This window comes from Kitasatospora sp. GP82, from assembly GCF_029892105.1.
Lineage (GTDB): Bacteria > Actinomycetota > Actinomycetes > Streptomycetales > Streptomycetaceae > Kitasatospora.
This window is the reverse complement of sequence record NZ_JARZAJ010000003.1, coordinates 207,701-226,312: the sequence shown is the minus strand read 5'-3', so window position 1 is coordinate 226,312 and position 18,612 is coordinate 207,701. Positions and strand designations below refer to the sequence as shown.

Sequence of the window (18,612 nt, the reverse complement as noted above, 5' to 3'; positions counted from 1 at the left end):
CGCGCACCTTTGCGGCCTTCAGGATGCCGTGCGTGGGATCCGCTGCTCCCAGTCCCGTTCGAAGACCGCCGACCCGCCCTCCCACGCACTCAGGTGGCTGCGGGCCGTGAAGTGGGTCGCGTCGCAGGTGATCTCCGAGCGGGTGCGGACGGTGACGTCCCACCCCAGCTCGGGGCGCTCCAGGCGGATCGTCCAGTCGGAGCGGGTCTGGGCGCTCAGCGGGTCGTCGTCGAGGATCCGGTACGCCTCCACGGCCTGTTCGTCGCAGACCAGGCCGTCGGGGTAGGTGCGGGAGCCGCCGTACTCGGGGTCCACCTCAAGGCGCCACTCCCCGGTGGCGACATCGCGGATCACCTGCCGTTCGGGCCGCGCGGTGAGCGGTTCGGTGATCCGGACGTCCAGGCCGGCCGACTGCTCGGGCGGCTCGAAGGTGATCGCCGGGCTGCCCGCGTCGGCGGCCAGATGCCGTACCGGCAGCACCAGCACGCTGTGCCCGGGGTCCAGCTCGAAGCCGCCCACCCACGGCTGCGGCCACACCCACGGCCAGTAGGCCGAGGAGAGCGCGAGCCGGATCCGGTGCCCGGGCGGGAACGCGTGTGCGATGCCGACGAGATCGAACCCGACGTCCTCGACCTCCCCGGGCGTCCACTCCACCACCCGGTCGCGGCCCTGCCGCGCCGTGAGGTTGAGCACCCCGCGCGTGACGAGGGTGGACGACCCGTCGGGCGCCACATCGCAGAGCCGGGCGACGACCTGCCCGCGCCGGCCGTCGCACCGCAGCCGCAGCAGCACTCCCGCCCGCCCGAGGATCTCGACCGGTTCGGGCAACGGGTGAGAGTCGAAGCAGACCGAGCGCCCGTCCTCCTCGCGCTGGTCGGGCGGCAGGTCGGAGGCGTTGCCGAAGGGAAGGAACCGTCCGGCGTCGATGCCGGTGTGCTGCGGTGAGCGGACATGGACGAAGCGGTCGTCGGACGGCGTCCCGGCGGTCCGCAGCGCCTCGTCCAGCCCGTAGTGGACCTCCCGTACGTCCGGTGAGGGCCAGGACTCGTCGCCGACCCATCGCCCGGGCCGGTTGGCGTAGACCGTGGCGGGCGGCACCGACTCGTTCATCCAGCTGCGCAGCGCCGGTTCGCCCATCACCCCGGTGTCGATGTCCTTCAGCCAGTGGTCCCACCAGCGCAGCGTCTCCTGCAGGAAGCCGATGGCCGGTCCCGGCGGCAGGCCCCGGTCGGGGTACTGGTGCGACCAGGGGCCGATCAGGCCCCGTACCGGCGCCTCCAGGTGCTCGACCAGCCGCAGCACGGCGTCCCGGTAAGGGTCGGCCCAGCCGCCGACGGCCAGTACCGGAGCCGTGATCGCGCGGTAGTCCTCGCAGACGCTGCCGTGCCGCCAGTAGCCGTCCCGGCTCTGGTGGGTCAGCCAGGGGTGGATGAGCGGCTCGACGGCCGCCAGTCGCTCCAGCCACATCCGCCGCCAGTCGTCCCCGACGTACTTCGGGTCGGGCGGGCGGGCGGCGAGGGCCAGTATGGTGGCCGACCGGGCGTGCATGTCCACGGCAAGCAGCGAGCCGCCGATGTAGTGGACGTCGTTGTCGTAGCGGTCGTCCGTCGAGCAGACCGTGACCACGGCCTTCAGCGCCTCGGGGGCGAGCACCGCGACCTGCAGGGCGTTGCAGCCGCCCCAGGAGATCCCGAACATCCCCACCCGGCCGCTGCACCACGGCTGCGCCGCCAGCCACCGGACGACCGCGACGCCGTCGGTCAGCTCCTGCGTGGAGTACTCGTCTCCGGGAACTCCGCCCGAGTTGCCATGGCCCCGGATGTCCACCCGGACGCTGGCGTAGCCGTGCCCGGCGTACCAGGGGTGGCGCTGGGCGTCGCGCGGCGCGGTCCAGTCGGTGAGCCGGTAGGGCAGGTACTCCAGCAGTGCGGGCACCGGTTCCTCGGTCACGGGCCGCCAGACTCGCGCGTACAGCGCCACGCCGTCCGCGAGCGGGATGCGCAGGTCCTCGCGGATGGTCCGGTACGGGTACGAGGAGGGGTGCTGCATGGCTGCTCCCGGGCGATCGGTGGATCAGTGGACCCCGTGCACGGTGCGACGAATCCAGGGTAGGGCGGTGTGCAGCACGGGGCCGCCCAGGGCGCAGCGCCCCCGGACCCCGGCGCCGAAGAGGGGCAGCGGGCCCGGGGGACGCCCGGAGAACGACCGGTCGAGGCCGGTCGCCTCCGGTTGGTGGATATCGGCACTGTCGAGCAAGGGCTCGCCTCTCCGCGCTGTCCTGGACCGCCCTGGACCACCCCGGGCCGCCCTGGGCCGGCACCGAATGCCGGGGCGGCACCAGATCAGACAATAAGGACTTTCTGTCCTATTTCGCGACTGGTGGTGATCTTCAGGGCGGCCCGGGCGGGCGGGGGCGGGCCGTGGGCTCAGCTCGCCCTGGCCAGCCAGGCGGTCGCGTTCAGGGCGAGTGCGGCGTTGGTCCCGGCCGGGTCGGTCCAGCCGTTGTAGAGCCTCTTGCCGCTCTCGCCGGTGCCGTCGTCGATGGCCGAGCTGTCGCCCCAGACGGCTATCCGGCCGCTGCCGAAGATGCTGGTGACGAAGAACGCTCCGGAGTTGCCACTGGAGCCGGTGGTGTAGACCAGGCCCTTGACGGCGGGATTGTCGGCCGGCTTCAGGGTGAAGGTGGTGCCGTTGCGCAGGATGGATCCGGTGACGGTGCCGAAGGAGCCGTGCAGCACCGGGTCGGTGGCGTCGCTGATGGCGCGGGGGTTGTCGGTGACGATGTTCTTGAGGTCCACTGAGAAGCCGAAGGGGTCGTTGTTGTCGACTCCGTTGCTGATCAGCAGGTCGTTGATGATGGCGGGGGAGTCCCAGCCGTCGTTGTTCCGGTCGCTGCCCGTGTGGTCGGAGACGAGGAAGAGTCCGCCGCCGTTCTGCACGAACTTCATGATCGCCGACTTCTCCGCCGGGCTGAATCTGATGTTCGGCTCCGGGATCACGAAGGTGTCGAAGTTCGCCAGGTCCAGTGCCGCGCCCGTGCCGTAGCTGATGGTGGAACCTGCCGGGAGGGTCTTCAGGCTGTATGCGCCGGTCTTCTGGAGCGCGACTCCCCAGGAGGAGATGGCGCCGGTCCAGCTCTTCTCGGTGGTCGGGTTGGCGTTCTGCTTCAGCGGGTCGGGCTGGCTGGTGCTGATGATCCAGTCCGCGTTGCCCGCGGTCTCGGCCTTGCTGTTGTCGAACAGCACCCGGTGCGGGCTGGTGGCGGTCGCGGCCCTGGCCGGGCTCGCCGGAGCGGCCAGGCCGGTGAGGGCGGCCGCCAGGACGGCCGCGGCGGCCAGGGCCGCCTTGCTGCGAGGGATCCGAGTACGGGTCATCTTCACTTCCTCCCAGAGGAATTGATGCTTCGTCGGGTGGGGGTATCCGCGCGTAGAGCCGAGTATCCGCGCGTAGAAGAAGACGTGAAAGGGTTCGGGGGTTACAGAAATCCGTACGGCGAGTGACTGTTCGCGGACCGGAATCCCCGGAGGGCCGCAGGGGTGGGGGGAATTCGAGCAGCGGGTGTGCAGGGGGTGTGCGGGGAGCTCGTAGTTGCACATGGGTTGCAAATGCGAGCGATTAGGAGGAAAGATGTCCCAGCTCGACTGCGCTGTAACTCGGAGAGGACCCCTTCATGTCTGCGCAAAGCCGTCTCCGTGACCGGCTCACCCGGGACGAATGGCTCCGCCTCGCCGGTATGGGGGGTTTTGTCCTTGCACTGCACGTCGTCGGATGGTTCACCCTGCTCGCGATCATCGCGCCCAAGCACTACGACGTCGGAGGCCAGGTCTTCGGCGCCGGCATGGGCCTGACCGCCTACACCCTCGGCATGCGGCACGCCTTCGACGCCGACCACATCGCCGCCATCGACAACACCACCCGCAAGTTGATGGGTCAGGGCAAGCGGCCCCTCTCGGTCGGCTTCTGGTTCTCGCTCGGGCACTCCTCGATCGTCTTCGGCCTCTGCGCCCTGCTCGCCTTCGGCATCCGCTCGCTGGCCGGCCAGGTCGAGTCGGACGACTCCGCCCTGCACAGGACCACCGGCCTGATCGGCACCACCGTCTCCGGTGTCTTCCTGCTGCTGATCGGCCTGATCAACCTCGGTGCCTTCAACGGCATCCTCAAGGTCTTCCGCAAGATGCGCCAAGGCGAGTTCGACGAGGCCGAGTTGGAGCGTCAGCTCGACAAGCGCGGCTTCCTCAACCGGATCCTCGGCCGCGTCACCAAGGCCGTCACCAAGCCCTGGCACATGTACCCGGTCGGCCTGCTCTTCGGCCTCGGCTTCGACACCGCGACCGAGGTCTCGCTGCTGGTCCTGGCCGGTGGCGCGGCGGCCTTCTCGCTGCCCTGGTACGCGCTGCTGGTGCTGCCCGTCCTCTTCGCGGCCGGGATGAGCCTGCTCGACACCATCGACGGCTCCTTCATGAACTTCGCGTACGAGTGGGCCTTCTCCAAGCCCGTCCGCAAGATCTACTACAACCTGACCGTCACCGGCCTGTCGGTGCTGGTCGCCCTGGTGATCGGCCTCGTCGAACTGGTCGGTCTGCTCGCCGAGAAGCTCGACATCACCTCGGGGCCGATCGGCTGGATCGCCGCGCTCGACCTCAACATGGTCGGCTACGCCATCGTCGGCCTGTTCGTGGTGACCTGGGTGGGGGCGCTCGCGTTCTGGAAGTTCGGCAAGGTCGAGGAGAAGTGGTCGGCGGGCATTCGCGAGCCCGTCCCAGCCGAACGCGACTGAGCTGCGCGTCAGCGCACAAGGGGCGCGGGGCCCTGCTTGATCGACTGCGTGCAGTTGATCAGGGCAGAGCCCCGCACCCCTCTGGCGTTTACGCGCAGCCGAGCGTCGGGGTGGCCCAGTCGGCGTGGTCGTAGTCGATGCCGTCGCCGCCGTCGGTGACCACCAGGCGCAGCTCGTAACCACCGGTCAGGTCGGCGTCCAGGTGTACGGCCGGGTCCTTGCCGGTGCGTAGGCCGCTGTCGGCGACGAGGGTGGTGTCGCGGTAGATCCGGAAGTCCACCGAGCCGTTGCCGTTGGTCTCGTCGTCCACGCCCACGTCCACGCCGAGGTGTTGGCAGCCGCCGCCCAGGTAGTAGTCGACCTCGCTCTGGGCGTGGGTGCCCAGGCCCTTGGCGTAGGCTGCGCCCCGGATGCTGATGGTCCGTCCGTCGCCGGCCTGCTGCTCGCCGTTGCTGCGGTCGCGTTCGACCGGGCCCCAGCCGTTGACGGCGGAGGACCAGGGCAGGTCGCTGAGCCTGTTCATGCCGCTCGGCGGCGGGACGGGGCTGCCCGGGGTGACCCGCAGCATCACCGTGCCGTGCGGCGGGACGGTCGCGGTGAGCGATCCCGTGGTGCTGCTGGTGGTCTTCGACCACAGGTCCTTGACCGCGTACGAGGCCGCACCGCCGATGCCCAGGTCCTGCACGGTGGTGGAGACTGCGGCCGTACTCGCGCTCTCGTTGGTCAGTGTGACGGCCCGTCCGCCGTCCGCCAACGGTTTGCTCATCACCACCTGCCCGCCCGAGCCGGCCACCACCGTGCCCTGGCGGCCGAGCGGGTCCTGATCGACCGCGATGACGTCCGCGTTGGTCAGGATGTCCAGGGTGCCCTGCCCGGCCTTGCGCAGATCGGTGCCGATCAGCAGCGGGGCGGCCATCTCCGCCCAGAGGCTGAAGTGGGTGCGGTACTCGGTCTCCGTCATCCCGCCGTTGCCGACCTCCAGCATGTCGGGGTCGTTCCAGGCGCCGGTACGGGCGTAGGGGGCCAGCTGCTGGTTCTGGTGGGCGATGGTGATCATGCTGGACCAGCTGTCGCTGATGTCGCCCGTGCTGCGCCAGGAGTTGCCGACCGGCTGCGCCCAGGTCCACGGCCGGGTGGACCCCCATTCGCAGATGCTGAACAGGAGCGGCCGGCCGGTGGCCCTGAGCGCGTCGCGCATCGCGGTGTAGCGGCTCCGGGCGTCCACGCCCTGGTTGTTGCAGTTGTCGTACTTGAGATAGTCGACGCCCCAGGAGGCCCACAGCCGGGCGTCCTGCTGCTCATGGCCGAGGCCGCCGGGGAAGCCCTGGACGTCGCAGGTCCTGGTACCGGCGCTGGAGTAGAGGCCGAACTTGAGGCCCTTACTGTGGACGTAGTCGGCAACTGCCTTGATGCCATTGGGGAATCGGACCGGATCGGGGACGAGGTTGCCGGCCGCGTCGCGGTCGGGCAGCGCCCAGCAGTCGTCCAGGTTGACGTACTGGTAGCCCGCCGCCTTGAGGCCCTTCGCCACGAAGAGGTCGGCGATGCCCTTGACCATGGCCTCGTTGAAGTCGGCGCCGCAGTGGGTGGAGTTCCAGTTGTTGAAACCCATCTGCGGGGTGAGCGCCAGCCCGTTGTCCAGGGCCGACGCGGGTGGTGCGGAGGCCAGTTGGACGGCGGCGAGAGTGGTGGCGCCGGTGGCCAGCAGGGCGAGAGAGGTGAGCACGGCGGCCGAGCGGCGGCGCCAGGAAGTTCTGCGGGACAGCACGGGGCGGCTCCTGCAGGGCGAGGGGCGAAGGCTGGATGAAGGCAACTAAACCGAACGAGTTTCAACGGAACACGACATATGACAGCGGTGTTTCAGGTCCGCGTCAAGGTTCCTGACACTTGTTCGGATCGTTCTGGCCGAGTCGGTGGCGCAGCGCGGTCCGTGTTGGAAAATGTTGATGATCCATCGGATCGGGATGCGATCCGCATCCACGACATCCAGGGCCGCACCCGTGTCTCGCCCAGCCTCGGCAGGACCGTCACGGCTGTCCCCGGCATCGTCACCGGCGTGCGCGCATACGGCTCCAAGGGCTTCTGGATCCAGGACCCCGACCCCGACGCCGACCCGGTCACCAGCGAGGGCATCTTCGTCTACACCGGCAGCGCCGCCCTGACGGTGAAGACCGGCGACTCGGTCCTGGTCACCGGTATGTGATGTCAAGCACATCCATGGCCAGAGATTGTCGGTGTTTGTCATGCATGGTCACGATGCAGGATGTGGACCGTGCACGATTCCATCTTTGTTTGATCTCATTGAATGTTGACTAACCGTCAAGCCGTCACAAAACTCCGCGTTCACAACCGTAAATTCTTCATAAGGCTCAGGTGTGCAGTGGTCAATGTGAGATCGGGGTGGGGGTGGTCCGCGCGCAGATGGCTGGCGGTGGTCCTCGCCGCCGGAACGTTGGCCGGAGCGGGAACGGTGCCGAGCATGGCGCAGACCCCGATGGCCGGTGCGGCGACAGGCGGTAGCGGCTCCATGTCCGAGCCTCCGGGGGATTCGCCGGAGAGTGCGGCAGTCGCGGAGGCGAAGCGGACGGGTAAGCCGGTCGCGGTCGAGGCCATGCGGACGGAGACGGGCGACGTGTTCGCACAGCCGGACGGGAAGCTGGTCGCCACGGAGTACCTGCAGCCGCAGCGAACCCGCAGGAACGGTGCCTGGGTGGACATTGATCCGATGCTGCACACCCTGCCGAGCGGCGCGGTGGCGCCGGGAGCGACAGCGTCCGAGATCGAGTTCTCCGGAGGCGGGAGCGGGCAGCCCCTCGTGCGGATGGCGCGGGCCGGCCGGGAGTTGAAGCTCTCGTGGCCCAAGGCACTGCCCAAGCCGGTGCTGGACGGATCCACGGCCGAGTACCGGTCGATTCTGCCGGACGTGGATCTCAGGCTGACGGCGACCAGGACCGGCTTCAGCCAGGTCGTCGTCGTGCGCACGGCCGAGGCCGCCAAGGCCCCGGAGCTCGACCAGTTGCGCCTGGGCCTCCAAGGGGACGGGCTGACGATCAGGGCTGAGGCGAACGGTTCGCTGTCGGCGGTCGACAAGGGCGCCGGCGGCACGGTCTTCGAGGCTCTGAAGCCGTTGATGTGGGACTCCTCCAAACCGGCTGCGGCGCCGGTGGCGGCGTCGCGTTCGGCCGCGCGTCCCGCTGCCGCTCCGGTGTCGGGTGAGGGCTCACGGGTGGCGCCGGTGGGGGTGGAGGTCACGCCCTCGCAGGAGACGCTGGTGCTGACGCCTAACCAGGCGATGCTGGATGACCCTTCAACGGTCTTCCCGGTGATGATCGACCCGTCCTGGGACGCTCCACGCCCCGCGGAGTGGGCAGGTGTGTCGCAGTACTACGACTCCCAGGCGTACTGGCACTTCTCCTACAACAGCGACTATGTCGGGGAGTTCGGGGTCGGTTACTGCGGCGACACGTCCCGGTGCGCGCCGCGGGATCGCCAGCGGGTTCTCTACCGCATGCCGACGGCTCAGTTCGCGGGCAAGCGCATCCTGTCGGCAAGCTTCAACGTGACCGAGACACACTCCTACTCGTGCGACGCGCGTCCGGTGCAGCTGTGGTGGACCAGCGGATTCGACCAGGGTACGAACTGGAACTCGACCCAGGAGTCCGGGTTCTGGCAGCAGCATCTTCAGACGGTCGACACTGCCAGGGGCTATGACGGCTGCGCCGGCGATTGGCTCGAATTCGGTGCCGGCGGTGTGAAGAGCATCGTCCAGACGGTCGCGGACAACGGCTGGGACTACCTGAACCTGGGTCTGCGGGCCGAGGACGAGTCCGACCTGTACGGGTGGAAGAGGTTCAGTGCCGACGCCTACCTGAAGGTCCAGTACAACCTGCCGCCGCGTCAGACGTCGATGAGCGATCTGTCGATGCAGCCCGGTTCGGTGTGCCAGGCCACGACGGTACGGGTCAACAAGATCCCGCAGGTGACGGCGAAGGCGTCCGATCCGGACGGTGACCCGGTCGCGGTCCAGTTCAGTGCCGCGTGGGACAGCGGGGACGGGGGCGGCTGGAAGCGTCGCTGGTGGTCGACCGACAACAACGCCGGTGAAGCCCCGACCGACTTCAAGGCCTCGGGCTCGCTGTTCAGCTACACCCTGCCTTCCTCACTGCCCCTGAACACCAGGATCGCCTGGGACATGCGCGTGTGGGACGGTGCCCAGTGGGGTCCGACCTCCTCTGCCGGGGACGGCGCCAGCGGCTGCTACGTCCTGGTCGACACCACCGCACCTGACGGCCCCACCGTCAACGCCTCCGACTACCCCGTCACCAGCAGCCCGAGCGGCGACCTGGCCTGGGTCGACGGCGTCGGACGCTACGCGCCTTCACCATCAGCTCAGCCTCCAAAGACACCGTCAAGTACCAGTGGGGCCTGGACGCGGGCCCCTCCGCCGCCAACGAGATAGCCACCACCGGGGGCGCGGCGCGCACCATCAGCGTCCTGCCGGACAAACCCGGCGTGCACTGGATCTCCCTGCGCTCGATCGACGGCGCCGGCAACTCGTCCGAGGACGAGACCTACTACTTTGCCGTCCGCACCGGCCAGCCCCAACGGGCGGGCTGGGCCATGGACGGCAAGGCCGGGTCCACGACGCTGGCCGGGAGTGCAGGCGGCTTCGAGGCCACCCTCGGTACCGGTGTCAAGAGCTCCACTGCCGGCCACAAGGGCAATGCACTGCAGTTCGACGGCACCGCCAACAGCTACGCCCACGCCCAGTCCGGCGTGCTGGACACCAGCGGCAGCTACACCGTCTCGGCGTGGGTCAACCCCGCCGACGCGAGCAGCACCCGGACCGCCGTCAGCCAGGGCGGCCAGTACATCGGCGCGTTCAGCCTCGGTATCCGCAGCGGCCAGTGGGCCCTTCAGACCACCACCGAGGACGGCGCAGGCTACGCCTGGCAGGTTGCCGCCTCCGCAGCTCCTGTTGCTGTGAACCAGTGGACCCACCTGGCAGGCGTCTACGACGCGAAGGCCAAGACCCTCACCCTCTATGTGAACGGCACACCCACCACTCCCGTCGCGGCCCCTGCGGCGTGGTCGGCACGCAGCACCTTCGACCTCGGCCGCTCCAGCTACCGCGGTGGCTACACCGCTCCCTGGTCCGGACTCATCGACGAGGTCAAGCTCTGGGACCGGGCCCTGACCGCCACCGAGGCAGCCATCGTCGCGGGCGGCGCCATGCCCGCCACTGGCACCGGAGCCAAGGCCGTATGGGAACTGGACGAGACGGGCACCACCGTCACCGGCGCCCCTGAGACCTCCGCGCTCACCATCTTCGGCGGCGCCGATACCAGCACCACCGGCGTCACCGGCCAGGCCCTCCACTTCGACGGCACCACCGGCTACGCCCGTACCTCCCGGCCGCAGGTGGAGGGCACCAAGAGCTTCTCTGTCTCCACCTGGGTCAAGCTCCCCAAGATCGCCGACGGCGACACCAAGGCCCGGATGGCCATCACCCAGATCGGAGAACACAACAACGAGTTCTCCCTCTACTACTCCGCCTACTACAAGAAGTGGATCTTCGGTCGCTACAGGGAGGACACTGGCGTCGACACCCTGGTACGCACCACGCAGCCGGACTGCACCCCAGGTAGCACCGTCAACGGAGCCCCGTGCTTCGGACCCAACGACGGCCAGTGGATCCACCTGGTGGGCGTCTCCGACGCCACCGCCAAAAAGCTGCGCCTCTACATCAACGGGTACCTGGTCGGCGAGTCCGATTACACCCAGACGACCCCGTGGGCCAAGCCCGGACCGCTCCAACTGGGCGCCGTCAACCGCGAAGGCGCCAATGGCGAGTTCTTCGGCGGTGACATCGACGACGTCCGAATCTTCGACCGCGTCCTGACTGCCACCGAGGCCAAGGACATGGTCCGTCAGCGCCCCCAGCTCGCGGGCCGTTGGAAGCTGAACACCGCCACCTCCAAGGTCTCCCCGGACGAGAGTCCCTTTGCCGCGGGTGCAACCCTCGGCGGAACCGCAACGATCAACGCCGCAGGAGGCGTCTTCGGCGGCGCTCTCAACCTCGACGGCATCAGTGGCTACGCGGAAGCACGGGATGTTCCGCTCCGCACGAGCGAGAGCTTCACGCTCGCCGGCTGGGTGCTGCCTGCCGCCACGCCGACGCGGGACATGACCGTGCTCTCCCTCGCGGGGGCGAATGGCAACAGCGCCGTTGTGGTGCGCTGGAACGCTGTGGCCAACCGCTGGCAGGTGGAACTCAGCGATGCCGACAGCACCAAGCCGACCAGGACCTCGGCGTTCCACACCCAGCCGTCGCCCTCTTCTGGATGGACCCACCTCGCGATCGTCTACGACGCCTTCGCCTACCGGGTCTCGCTGTACGTCAACGGTGTGCTGGAGAACAACGTCTGCGCGGATGGCGCCGCCTCCTGCACTGATCGGGTGTCCACCGCGACCGCTGTCCGCCCGTTCGAGTCCTTTGCGGCCAAGCCGCACGCCTACTCGGGGCTCCAGTTCGGCCGCAGGACGTCCGGAGCGGCTTGGGGCGAGTTCTTCTCCGGGCAGCTGGACGATGTCTGGGCCCACCAGGGCGTACTGAGTGGAGCTCAGATCACAAGCCTTGCCTACAAGGGAGCGGAAACCCCTACTCAGCCTGGCCCCTGAGCAGCACGGCTGGGCCGGTCGCGCTGTGGTCGGCCCACCCGACTTATTCCTCCAACGCCTCATCACCTCGAGGGGCCAAAACCTCGGCACCTCGTGTTCCATTCCCAGACAAGGAAGACACGTGAGTACAAGTAGTTCCCGGAAACGACGGCCAAGGACCAGAGTTGCCTCCGTCATGGCGGCGGCACTGGTCGGCTCGCTTCTTCCCACGATCCCTGCTGCAATCAGCGCGGCAGCGGCGGCGTCCTACAGCAAGCCGCGGGTGCCGTCGTCGGAGAAGCCGGTCAAGGGCTCAGCAGCCAAGGCCAAAGAGCTCAAGGCCGACACTACTGTCAGCGACCCGAAGAAGGCGAGGACGTCCTGGCCGCAGCCGGGAAGCGCGATCGTCGCACTTCCCGGGAGCAGTGCCGAGTCGGCGGCGGGGAAGGGCCTGCCGATAGCCCTGGCCGCACCTGAGGCCACGAAGGCAGCAACAACGCGGAATGCCCTCGGCGCGCGGGATGCCGAAGCACCGGTGCGGGAGGCGAGAGTCACCGTCCTGGACCAGGAAAAGGCCCGCAAGGCCGGGGTGAACGGCGTCCTGTTCACCCTGGCTGGTACTGAATCGGCCGGTTCGGCGAAGGTCAGCGTCGACTACAGCACCTTCGCCCAGGCCGGCGGCGGCGCATTCGGCTCGCGGCTGCGTCTGGTGCAACTGCCCGACTGTGCGCTGACCACCCCGGACAGGCCGGAGTGCCGTACCCAGACCCCGCTGGCAGGCACCAACAACACCGAGACGCAGACCGTGACCGCCGATGCGGTCACGGTCGGGGCCACCGCGCCCGCGTCGCTACGGGCACCTTCCGTGAGGTCGGCTGCCGCGGGAGTGACACTGCTGGCCGCCGCCGCGACGACGGCGGGGCCATCAGGTGACTACAAGGTGACGCCGCTGTCCGCAGCCTCGACCTGGTCGACCGCTCTCAACACCGGCTCTTTCACCTGGTCGTACGACATGCCGATGCCGGCCATGCCTGGCGGGCTTTCACCCAAGCTCGGGCTGTCGTACAACTCTGCCGGAGTCGACGGGCGGACAGCCAACAGCAACAACCAGGCGTCCTGGGTCGGTGACGGCTTCGACCTCAGCCCCGGCTTCATCGAGCGCTCGTACAAGCCGTGTGCCGATGAGGGGGTGAAGACCAACGGTACCGAGCCGGGGGATCTTTGCTGGGCGTACGACAACGCCACGATCAGCTTCGCCGGGCACTCGGGCGAGCTGATCCCGGTCGGTGCGAACGAGTGGCGGATCAAGGGCGACGACAACACCAAGGTCACCCGCGGCCGTGATGTGAACCGGGGCAACGGAGACGACGACGGCGAGTACTTCCGCGCCGTCACCCCGGACGGAACCCGCTACTACTTCGGCTACAACCGGCTCTCCAACTGGACCGCCGGCAAGCCCGAGACCAAGTCGGTCTACACCGTCCCGGTCTACGGCAACAACGCCGGAGAGCCCTGCAACAAGGCCGACTTCGCCTCCTCCTGGTGCCAGCAGGGCTGGCGGTGGAATCTCGACCTGGTGATCGACGCCAAGGGCAACGACATCACCTACTGGTACCACCCCGAGACCAACAACTACGGCCGCAACCTCAAGGCATCCGACCACACCCAGTACGTGCGCGGCGGCTACCTGGAGCGCATCGACTACGGCCAGCAGCAGTCCGACATCTACTCCACAACCGTCAAACCGATGGCCCAGGTCACCTTCAAGACAGCCGAACGCTGCCTGGAGACGACCGCAGGTCGCTGCGACGGCTCGAAGATCGACGCCAACCGCCAGTACTGGTACGACACGCCGTGGGACCAGACCTGCAAGGACAACACCGACTGCGACACCGTACTGGCCCCATCCTTCTTCACCCGTACCCGCCTGACCGGCATCGCCGTCGGCACACTCCAGGCTGACGGGACCTACCAGACCACCGATACCTGGAACCTCACCCACAGGTGGGGCACCGCAGACTTCGACTACCAACTCCTGCTCGACTCCGTCGAACACGTCGGAGGCGACAAGCAGACCATCACGCTGCCGAAGACGACCTTCGCCTACACCCAGCTCGTCAACCGTCTCGACAAGGTCGGTGACGGACGCGCGGCGTTCATCAAGCAGCGGCTCAGCACCGTCACCGACGAACTCGGTGGCCAGGTCGATGTCAACTACAGCGCCGCACCCTGCACCTGGAGCAGCCTGCCCATCCCGCAGGACAACAGGACCCTCTGCTTTCCGCAGATGTACCAGCCCTCACTCAAGGAGCCGGTAACCACCGAGTGGTTCAACAAGTACGTCGTCAACACGGTCATCACCACCGACCGCACCGGCGGCGCACCCGACATGCTCACCCGCTACACGTACCTCGGTGACCCGGCGTGGCACTACGACGACGACCAGGGCATCACCAAGGAGAAGCTCAAGACCTGGTCCCAGTGGCGCGGCTACGCCCAGACCCGCGTGCAGACCGGCGGCACCAGCGCCATGTCCACCCAGGCGGACCACTTCTTCCTGCGCGGCATGGACGGAGACCGGACCGATCCTGCGGACAAGACCAGGAAGCGCAGCGTCACCACCAGCGACGGTGAGGGCAACAGCATCGTCGACGACGCTGCCTGGGCCGGGTACGAGTACCGGACCGAGCAGTTCGACAAGCCCGCCGGCAAGGTCCTCGCCAAGACGGTGAGGACTCCGTGGAAGAAGGAGACCGCCAAGCGGGAGATGGACTGGGGCACCAGCACCGCCAACCTCACCGGTACCAGCAGCCTCCGCTCACTCACCTCCCTGGATGACGGCGCCGGCGTCAAGTGGCGCGAGACCCGCACCAACAACACCTACGACAACTACGGCCGTTCCGTTCAGGTCGAGAGCCTCGGCGACGGCACGGACACGGCCGACGACAAGTGCACAGCCATTACATACGCGGACAACACCACCGCGTGGATCCTCACCGGCGCCATCCATGCCGAGACCGTCGCCGTGAAGTGCTCCGTGACCGTCAACAGGGACACTCGGACCGATGGCACCTCAGCTGTGCTGTCCGATGTGCGCACCCGCTATGACGGTCAGGCGTACGGTGCGGCACCGACCAAGGGCCTGCCGACCCTCACCCACACCCTGAAGGCGCGCACAGGTACGAGCGCCACCTATCTCGACAACACGGCCACCTACGACAAGTACGGCCGCGCGGTCAGTGCGACGGGCCTGGCCTCCACCACGGTGTTCGACACCACCGACGCCACTGCACCGGTGACCACGGCCTCCCCGAACGCCCGTACCAGCTCGACGGTATACACCCCGGCTGTCGGCCGACCTGTCACCTCGGTCGTCACCGGGCCGCCCGCCACTGCGGGCAATCCGAGCACGTCCCAGAGCACGACCACCGAGTTCGACCTCGCGCGCGGTCTGCCTGTCGCCACGATCGACACCAACAACCGGCGCACCGATGTGCTCTACGACCCTCTCGGGCGCACTCTCAAGATCTGGCTCCCCGACCGCTCCAAGGCGAACGGCGACAACCCCAACAGCGAGTTCCAGTACCTCCTCGCCAGCGGCAAGATCACTGCGGTGACCACCAAGAGTCTGAACGCCGACGGCTCCCAGGACACCTCGTACACGCTCTACGACGGCCTCGGCCGAGCCCGCCAGACCCAGGCGCCGGGGGACAGCGGCGGGCGCATCCTCACCGATGTCTTCTACGACGCACGCGGCCAGGCTGCTCTCACCTACGCCCCCTACTACTCCACCGGTGCACCCACCACGACCCTGCTGAAGGTCGAGGACGCCACCGGCGTCGAAACCCAGACCGCCACCACCTATGACGGCCTCGGCCGAGCCAACGGAACCACGGTGCTCGCGGGCAACGGTGTCGGCAAACCGCTGGCCAGCACCCTCACCACCTATGGCGGCGACCGCGTCACTGTCACCCCGCCCGACGGCGGCACCCCGACCACCACCATCATCGACGCGGCCGGCCGTACCACCGAACTGCGTCAGTACAAGGACAAGACGCTCACCGGCTACGACGCCACCACCTACGCCTATGACCCGGCCGGACACCTCACCAAGCTGACCGACCCCAGCGGCACCACCTGGACCTGGCTGTACGACCAGTTGGGCCGTCAGACCAAGGCCGTCGACCCCGACTCCGGAACCACCTCCAAGACCTACAACGACCGAAGCGAAGCGACCACCGTCACCGACGGGCGCGGCAAGACCGTCGCCACCGTGTACGACAACATCGGCCGGGTTCTCGAAACCCGGGACACCTCGGCCACCGGAACCCTGCTGACCTCGCGCGACTGGGACCCTGCCGGTAACAAGGGCCTGCTCAACTCCTCCACCCGCTACGTCACTCTCTCCGGTACCACCTACCAGTACAAGACCAGCTACTCCTTCTACGACCAACTCGGCAGGCCCGAGCGCACCACTGTCACCGTCCCGTCCGTTCCGGGGCAGGAGGCCCTCGCCGGGGACTACATCAGCGCCACCAGCTACCGCTTCGACGGCCTGCCCACAGGAATGAGCCTCACACCGGCGGGTGGACTCGCCACGGAGGCAGTCGTGTTCACCTACGACAACCTCCATCGCGTGACTGCCGCGACAGGCAGTGGCCAGATCCCCTACCTGACCGACCAGAAGTACAGCCTGACCGGCAAGCCCCTGCAGGCCACGTTCTCCAACGGCACTGCAGGCAAGGACATCTACGTCACCAACGACTATGAGTGGGGCACTCAGCGCCTCGCCTCCAGCCGCACCGACCAGTACGGCATCTCCACCCCGGCTCGTGCCGCCGTCTACACCTACGACCAGGTCGGCAACGTCACCTCACTGACCGACACATCCGGCACCGGCACCGACCGGCAGTGCTACCAGTACGACTACCTCACCCGTCTCGCCGAGGCGTTCACCCCCAAGGGCTTGTCCTGCCCCACCGCCCCTGACGGTGCGTCGCTTGGTGGACCCGCCCCTTACTGGAGCAGCTACACCTACAACACCAACGGCACCCGGGCCACCGAGACCCAGCACGACCCCATCGGCAACGCTGCCCTGGACGCCAGGACCACCTACACCTACCCAGTCGCCACGGCCGCGCGCCCGCACTCCCTGGCCAGCACCAGCAAGGTCACCGGAGCACTCGGAACGCCGGTCGTCCAGTCGTACTCCTACGACACCTCCGGCAACACCACGGCCCGTCACCTCCAGCCCACCGCCGCCCAGTCCAGCGACCAAGTCCTGACCTGGAACTCCGAGGGGCGCCTGGCAAAGGTCGCGGACACCGTCAAGACGACCACCGGCACGAGCATCACGACTACCAGCAAGACCACCGACAACCTCTACGACGCAGACGGCAACCGCCTCATCACCCACGCCCTCGACACCGCCAACCCGGCGACCGAGAGTTGGACGCTCTACCTCGGCAACACCGAAGTCAAGCTCCTCAAGGGCGCCGGCAAGGCATCGGCCACCCGCTACATCCCCCTCGGACTTGCCACCGCAGTCCGCACCGACGACAACAAGGTCACCTTCCAGGTCGCCGACCACCACGGCACCGCCGAACTCGACATCGACGCCACGACCGGCACCCTCAACCAACGCCGCACCACCCCGTTCGGCGACACCCGCGGCAAGGCACCGTCCACCTGGTCCGGAAACCGGGGCTTCCTCGGTGGCACCAGCGAACCCACCGGCCTTACCCACCTGGGAGCCCGCGACTACGATCCCACCACCGGACGCTTCATCAGCGTCGACCCCATCCTGGCGGCGACAGACCCGCAATCCCTCACCGGATACACCTACAGCAACAACAACCCTCTCACCCTCAGCGACCCGAGTGGCCAGCGCCCTGACGGCGCCTGCGGAGGATTTGCCGATTCCTGCCGGACGCCGGACGGCGAAATCATGAGAGAAAGCTGGATCCCGCACGGAGACGGAGACTGGGAGGTTGTCATCCAGAAATCCGACGATGCGGTTCTCCCCGGCGGGGTGGTAATCCCCAAGTCAACGTACTCAGAGCAGCTTCTCAAGAAGACTGATGACAATCTCCGGCTCCTCCAGAAGAACCATACGGTCTTTGGGTACGATCCTCGCGAGGATTACCATCAGTATATTGCGGCCTCACTCAACGCGTGCTGGGCGATAAGCTCATGCAGTAATTCCGAGGCGTACAAGATCCTTGCGGATCAGCTGTTCGACTACAACTTCGAGAACTATGCCTTCGCAGGTGTCGGCGACGGCTCGTTCCAGAACTCCGTCGTCGGCCGTGCAATGGCGAAGGAAGGCAAGCTCAAGCCAAGGAACAACTCTGTCCAGTCCAAGGCAGGCGGAGCCTGCAACAGCTTTCCGGCGGGCACGCGCGTGCTGCTTTCGGATGGAAGCAGCAAGAGGATCGAAGAGCTCAAGGTGGGCGACGAGGTCGTCGCGGCTGATCCAAGCAGCGGCGAATCCGGGGCGCGCGCGGTCGACGCCACGATCGTCACGCCGGACGACGCCGCATTCACCACTCTCACGCTTTCGGACGGGCTTGGCCAGATAACTTCCACAGATCACCACCCGTTCTGGTCGCCGAGCGAGGACAGGTGGGTCGACGCCAGCGACCTCGAACCGGGCATGACCCTGCTTGATGCAGGTGGCGGGGTGGTGCGGGTTTCAGCTGCCCAGCACTTCGGCAAGGTCCAGGCGGCGTACAACCTGACCATCCGCGGCCTCCACACGTACTATGTGCTGGCGGGCAACACGCCGGTGCTCGTTCACAACACTGGGCCTGGGTGTGGCCTAGGCGGTTTCAAGGTTGGCGTGACCCCGGATGAAATCACTGGGATCAACCGTGGATTTGGCGGAGAAACGCTCTTGAGTGGCTCCCCCGAGAATACGATGATTAACGCAAGTAGGTACGACAGCTTCTGGGACAAGTCTGCGGTTGTTATCCGCGATATTGCGGGAAGCCACATGTTCAACAATGGGAACAAGCGAACCGCACAGGCGGTCGTGGAGCAGTTGATGGAGCGCAACGGGGTTACGAGTGGTCCGACCTCGGAAGACTTGCGGAGCGTCATCGACAGGGTCGGGAAGGGTCAGCTACACGACATCGGTGACATCTCGTCAGCCTTGAGGGGCTACTAGCAGGAGT

At 67.5% G+C, this 18,612-nt stretch carries 7 protein-coding genes and 1 pseudogene; 5 read left to right on the top strand and 3 right to left on the bottom strand.

From position 1 onward, the window contains the following. Positions 1–18 precede the first annotated feature (18 nt). Positions 19–2,049 (bottom strand): CocE/NonD family hydrolase, encoded by a 2,031-nt coding sequence (locus tag P3T39_RS04375; protein ID WP_280695969.1) that lies wholly within the window; start codon positions 2,047–2,049, stop codon positions 19–21. Between the two features lie 377 nt (positions 2,050–2,426). After that, positions 2,427–3,374 carry a hydrolase gene (locus tag P3T39_RS04370; protein ID WP_348534305.1) on the bottom strand — a complete coding sequence of 316 codons (948 nt, stop codon included), beginning with the start codon at positions 3,372–3,374 and terminating at the stop codon, positions 2,427–2,429. 296 nt (positions 3,375–3,670) lie between these two features. Between P3T39_RS04370 and P3T39_RS04365 the strand changes: the two genes are divergently transcribed. Beyond that, a complete protein-coding gene (locus P3T39_RS04365) occupies positions 3,671–4,777 on the top strand; it encodes a HoxN/HupN/NixA family nickel/cobalt transporter (RefSeq protein ID WP_280695968.1) in 1,107 nt (368 codons plus the stop codon). Positions 4,778–4,865: 88 nt separating this feature from the next. Here P3T39_RS04365 and P3T39_RS04360 read toward each other — a convergent pair whose 3' ends face one another. Further along, the gene (locus P3T39_RS04360; RefSeq protein WP_280695966.1) at positions 4,866–6,545 is read right to left on the bottom strand and encodes an NPCBM/NEW2 domain-containing protein; all 1,680 of its coding nucleotides are present in this window, start codon (positions 6,543–6,545) and stop codon (positions 4,866–4,868) included. Positions 6,546–6,740: 195 nt separating this feature from the next. Here P3T39_RS04360 and P3T39_RS04355 point away from each other — a divergent pair. The 4 genes and pseudogenes from P3T39_RS04355 to P3T39_RS04340 all read left to right on the top strand — a co-directional run. After that, positions 6,741–6,974 (top strand): annotated as a pseudogene (locus P3T39_RS04355) (endonuclease/exonuclease/phosphatase); the annotation flags it as partial. Between the two features lie 282 nt (positions 6,975–7,256). Next, the gene (locus P3T39_RS04350) at positions 7,257–9,236 is read left to right on the top strand and encodes a hypothetical protein (protein WP_280695965.1); all 1,980 of its coding nucleotides are present in this window, start codon (positions 7,257–7,259) and stop codon (positions 9,234–9,236) included. Between the two features lie 53 nt (positions 9,237–9,289). Then, positions 9,290–11,458 carry a LamG domain-containing protein gene (locus tag P3T39_RS04345; protein ID WP_280695963.1) on the top strand — a complete coding sequence of 723 codons (2,169 nt, stop codon included), beginning with the start codon at positions 9,290–9,292 and terminating at the stop codon, positions 11,456–11,458. 175 nt (positions 11,459–11,633) lie between these two features. Continuing rightward, a complete protein-coding gene (locus P3T39_RS04340; protein ID WP_280695962.1) occupies positions 11,634–18,605 on the top strand; it encodes a polymorphic toxin-type HINT domain-containing protein in 6,972 nt (2,323 codons plus the stop codon). Positions 18,606–18,612 lie beyond the last annotated feature (7 nt).

Bases quoted from the DNA above. Each gene is read 5' to 3' on its own strand.
- P3T39_RS04350 (WP_280695965.1), top strand. From the start codon at position 7,257: ATGGCGCAGACCCCGATGGCCGGTGCGGCGACAGGCGGTAGCGGCTCC.
- P3T39_RS04365 (WP_280695968.1), top strand. From the start codon at position 3,671: ATGTCTGCGCAAAGCCGTCTCCGTGACCGGCTCACCCGGGACGAATGG.
- P3T39_RS04370 (WP_348534305.1), bottom strand. From the start codon at position 3,374: ATGACCCGTACTCGGATCCCTCGCAGCAAGGCGGCCCTGGCCGCCGCG.
- P3T39_RS04375 (WP_280695969.1), bottom strand. From the start codon at position 2,049: ATGCAGCACCCCTCCTCGTACCCGTACCGGACCATCCGCGAGGACCTG.
- P3T39_RS04340 (WP_280695962.1), top strand. From the start codon at position 11,634: ATGGCGGCGGCACTGGTCGGCTCGCTTCTTCCCACGATCCCTGCTGCA.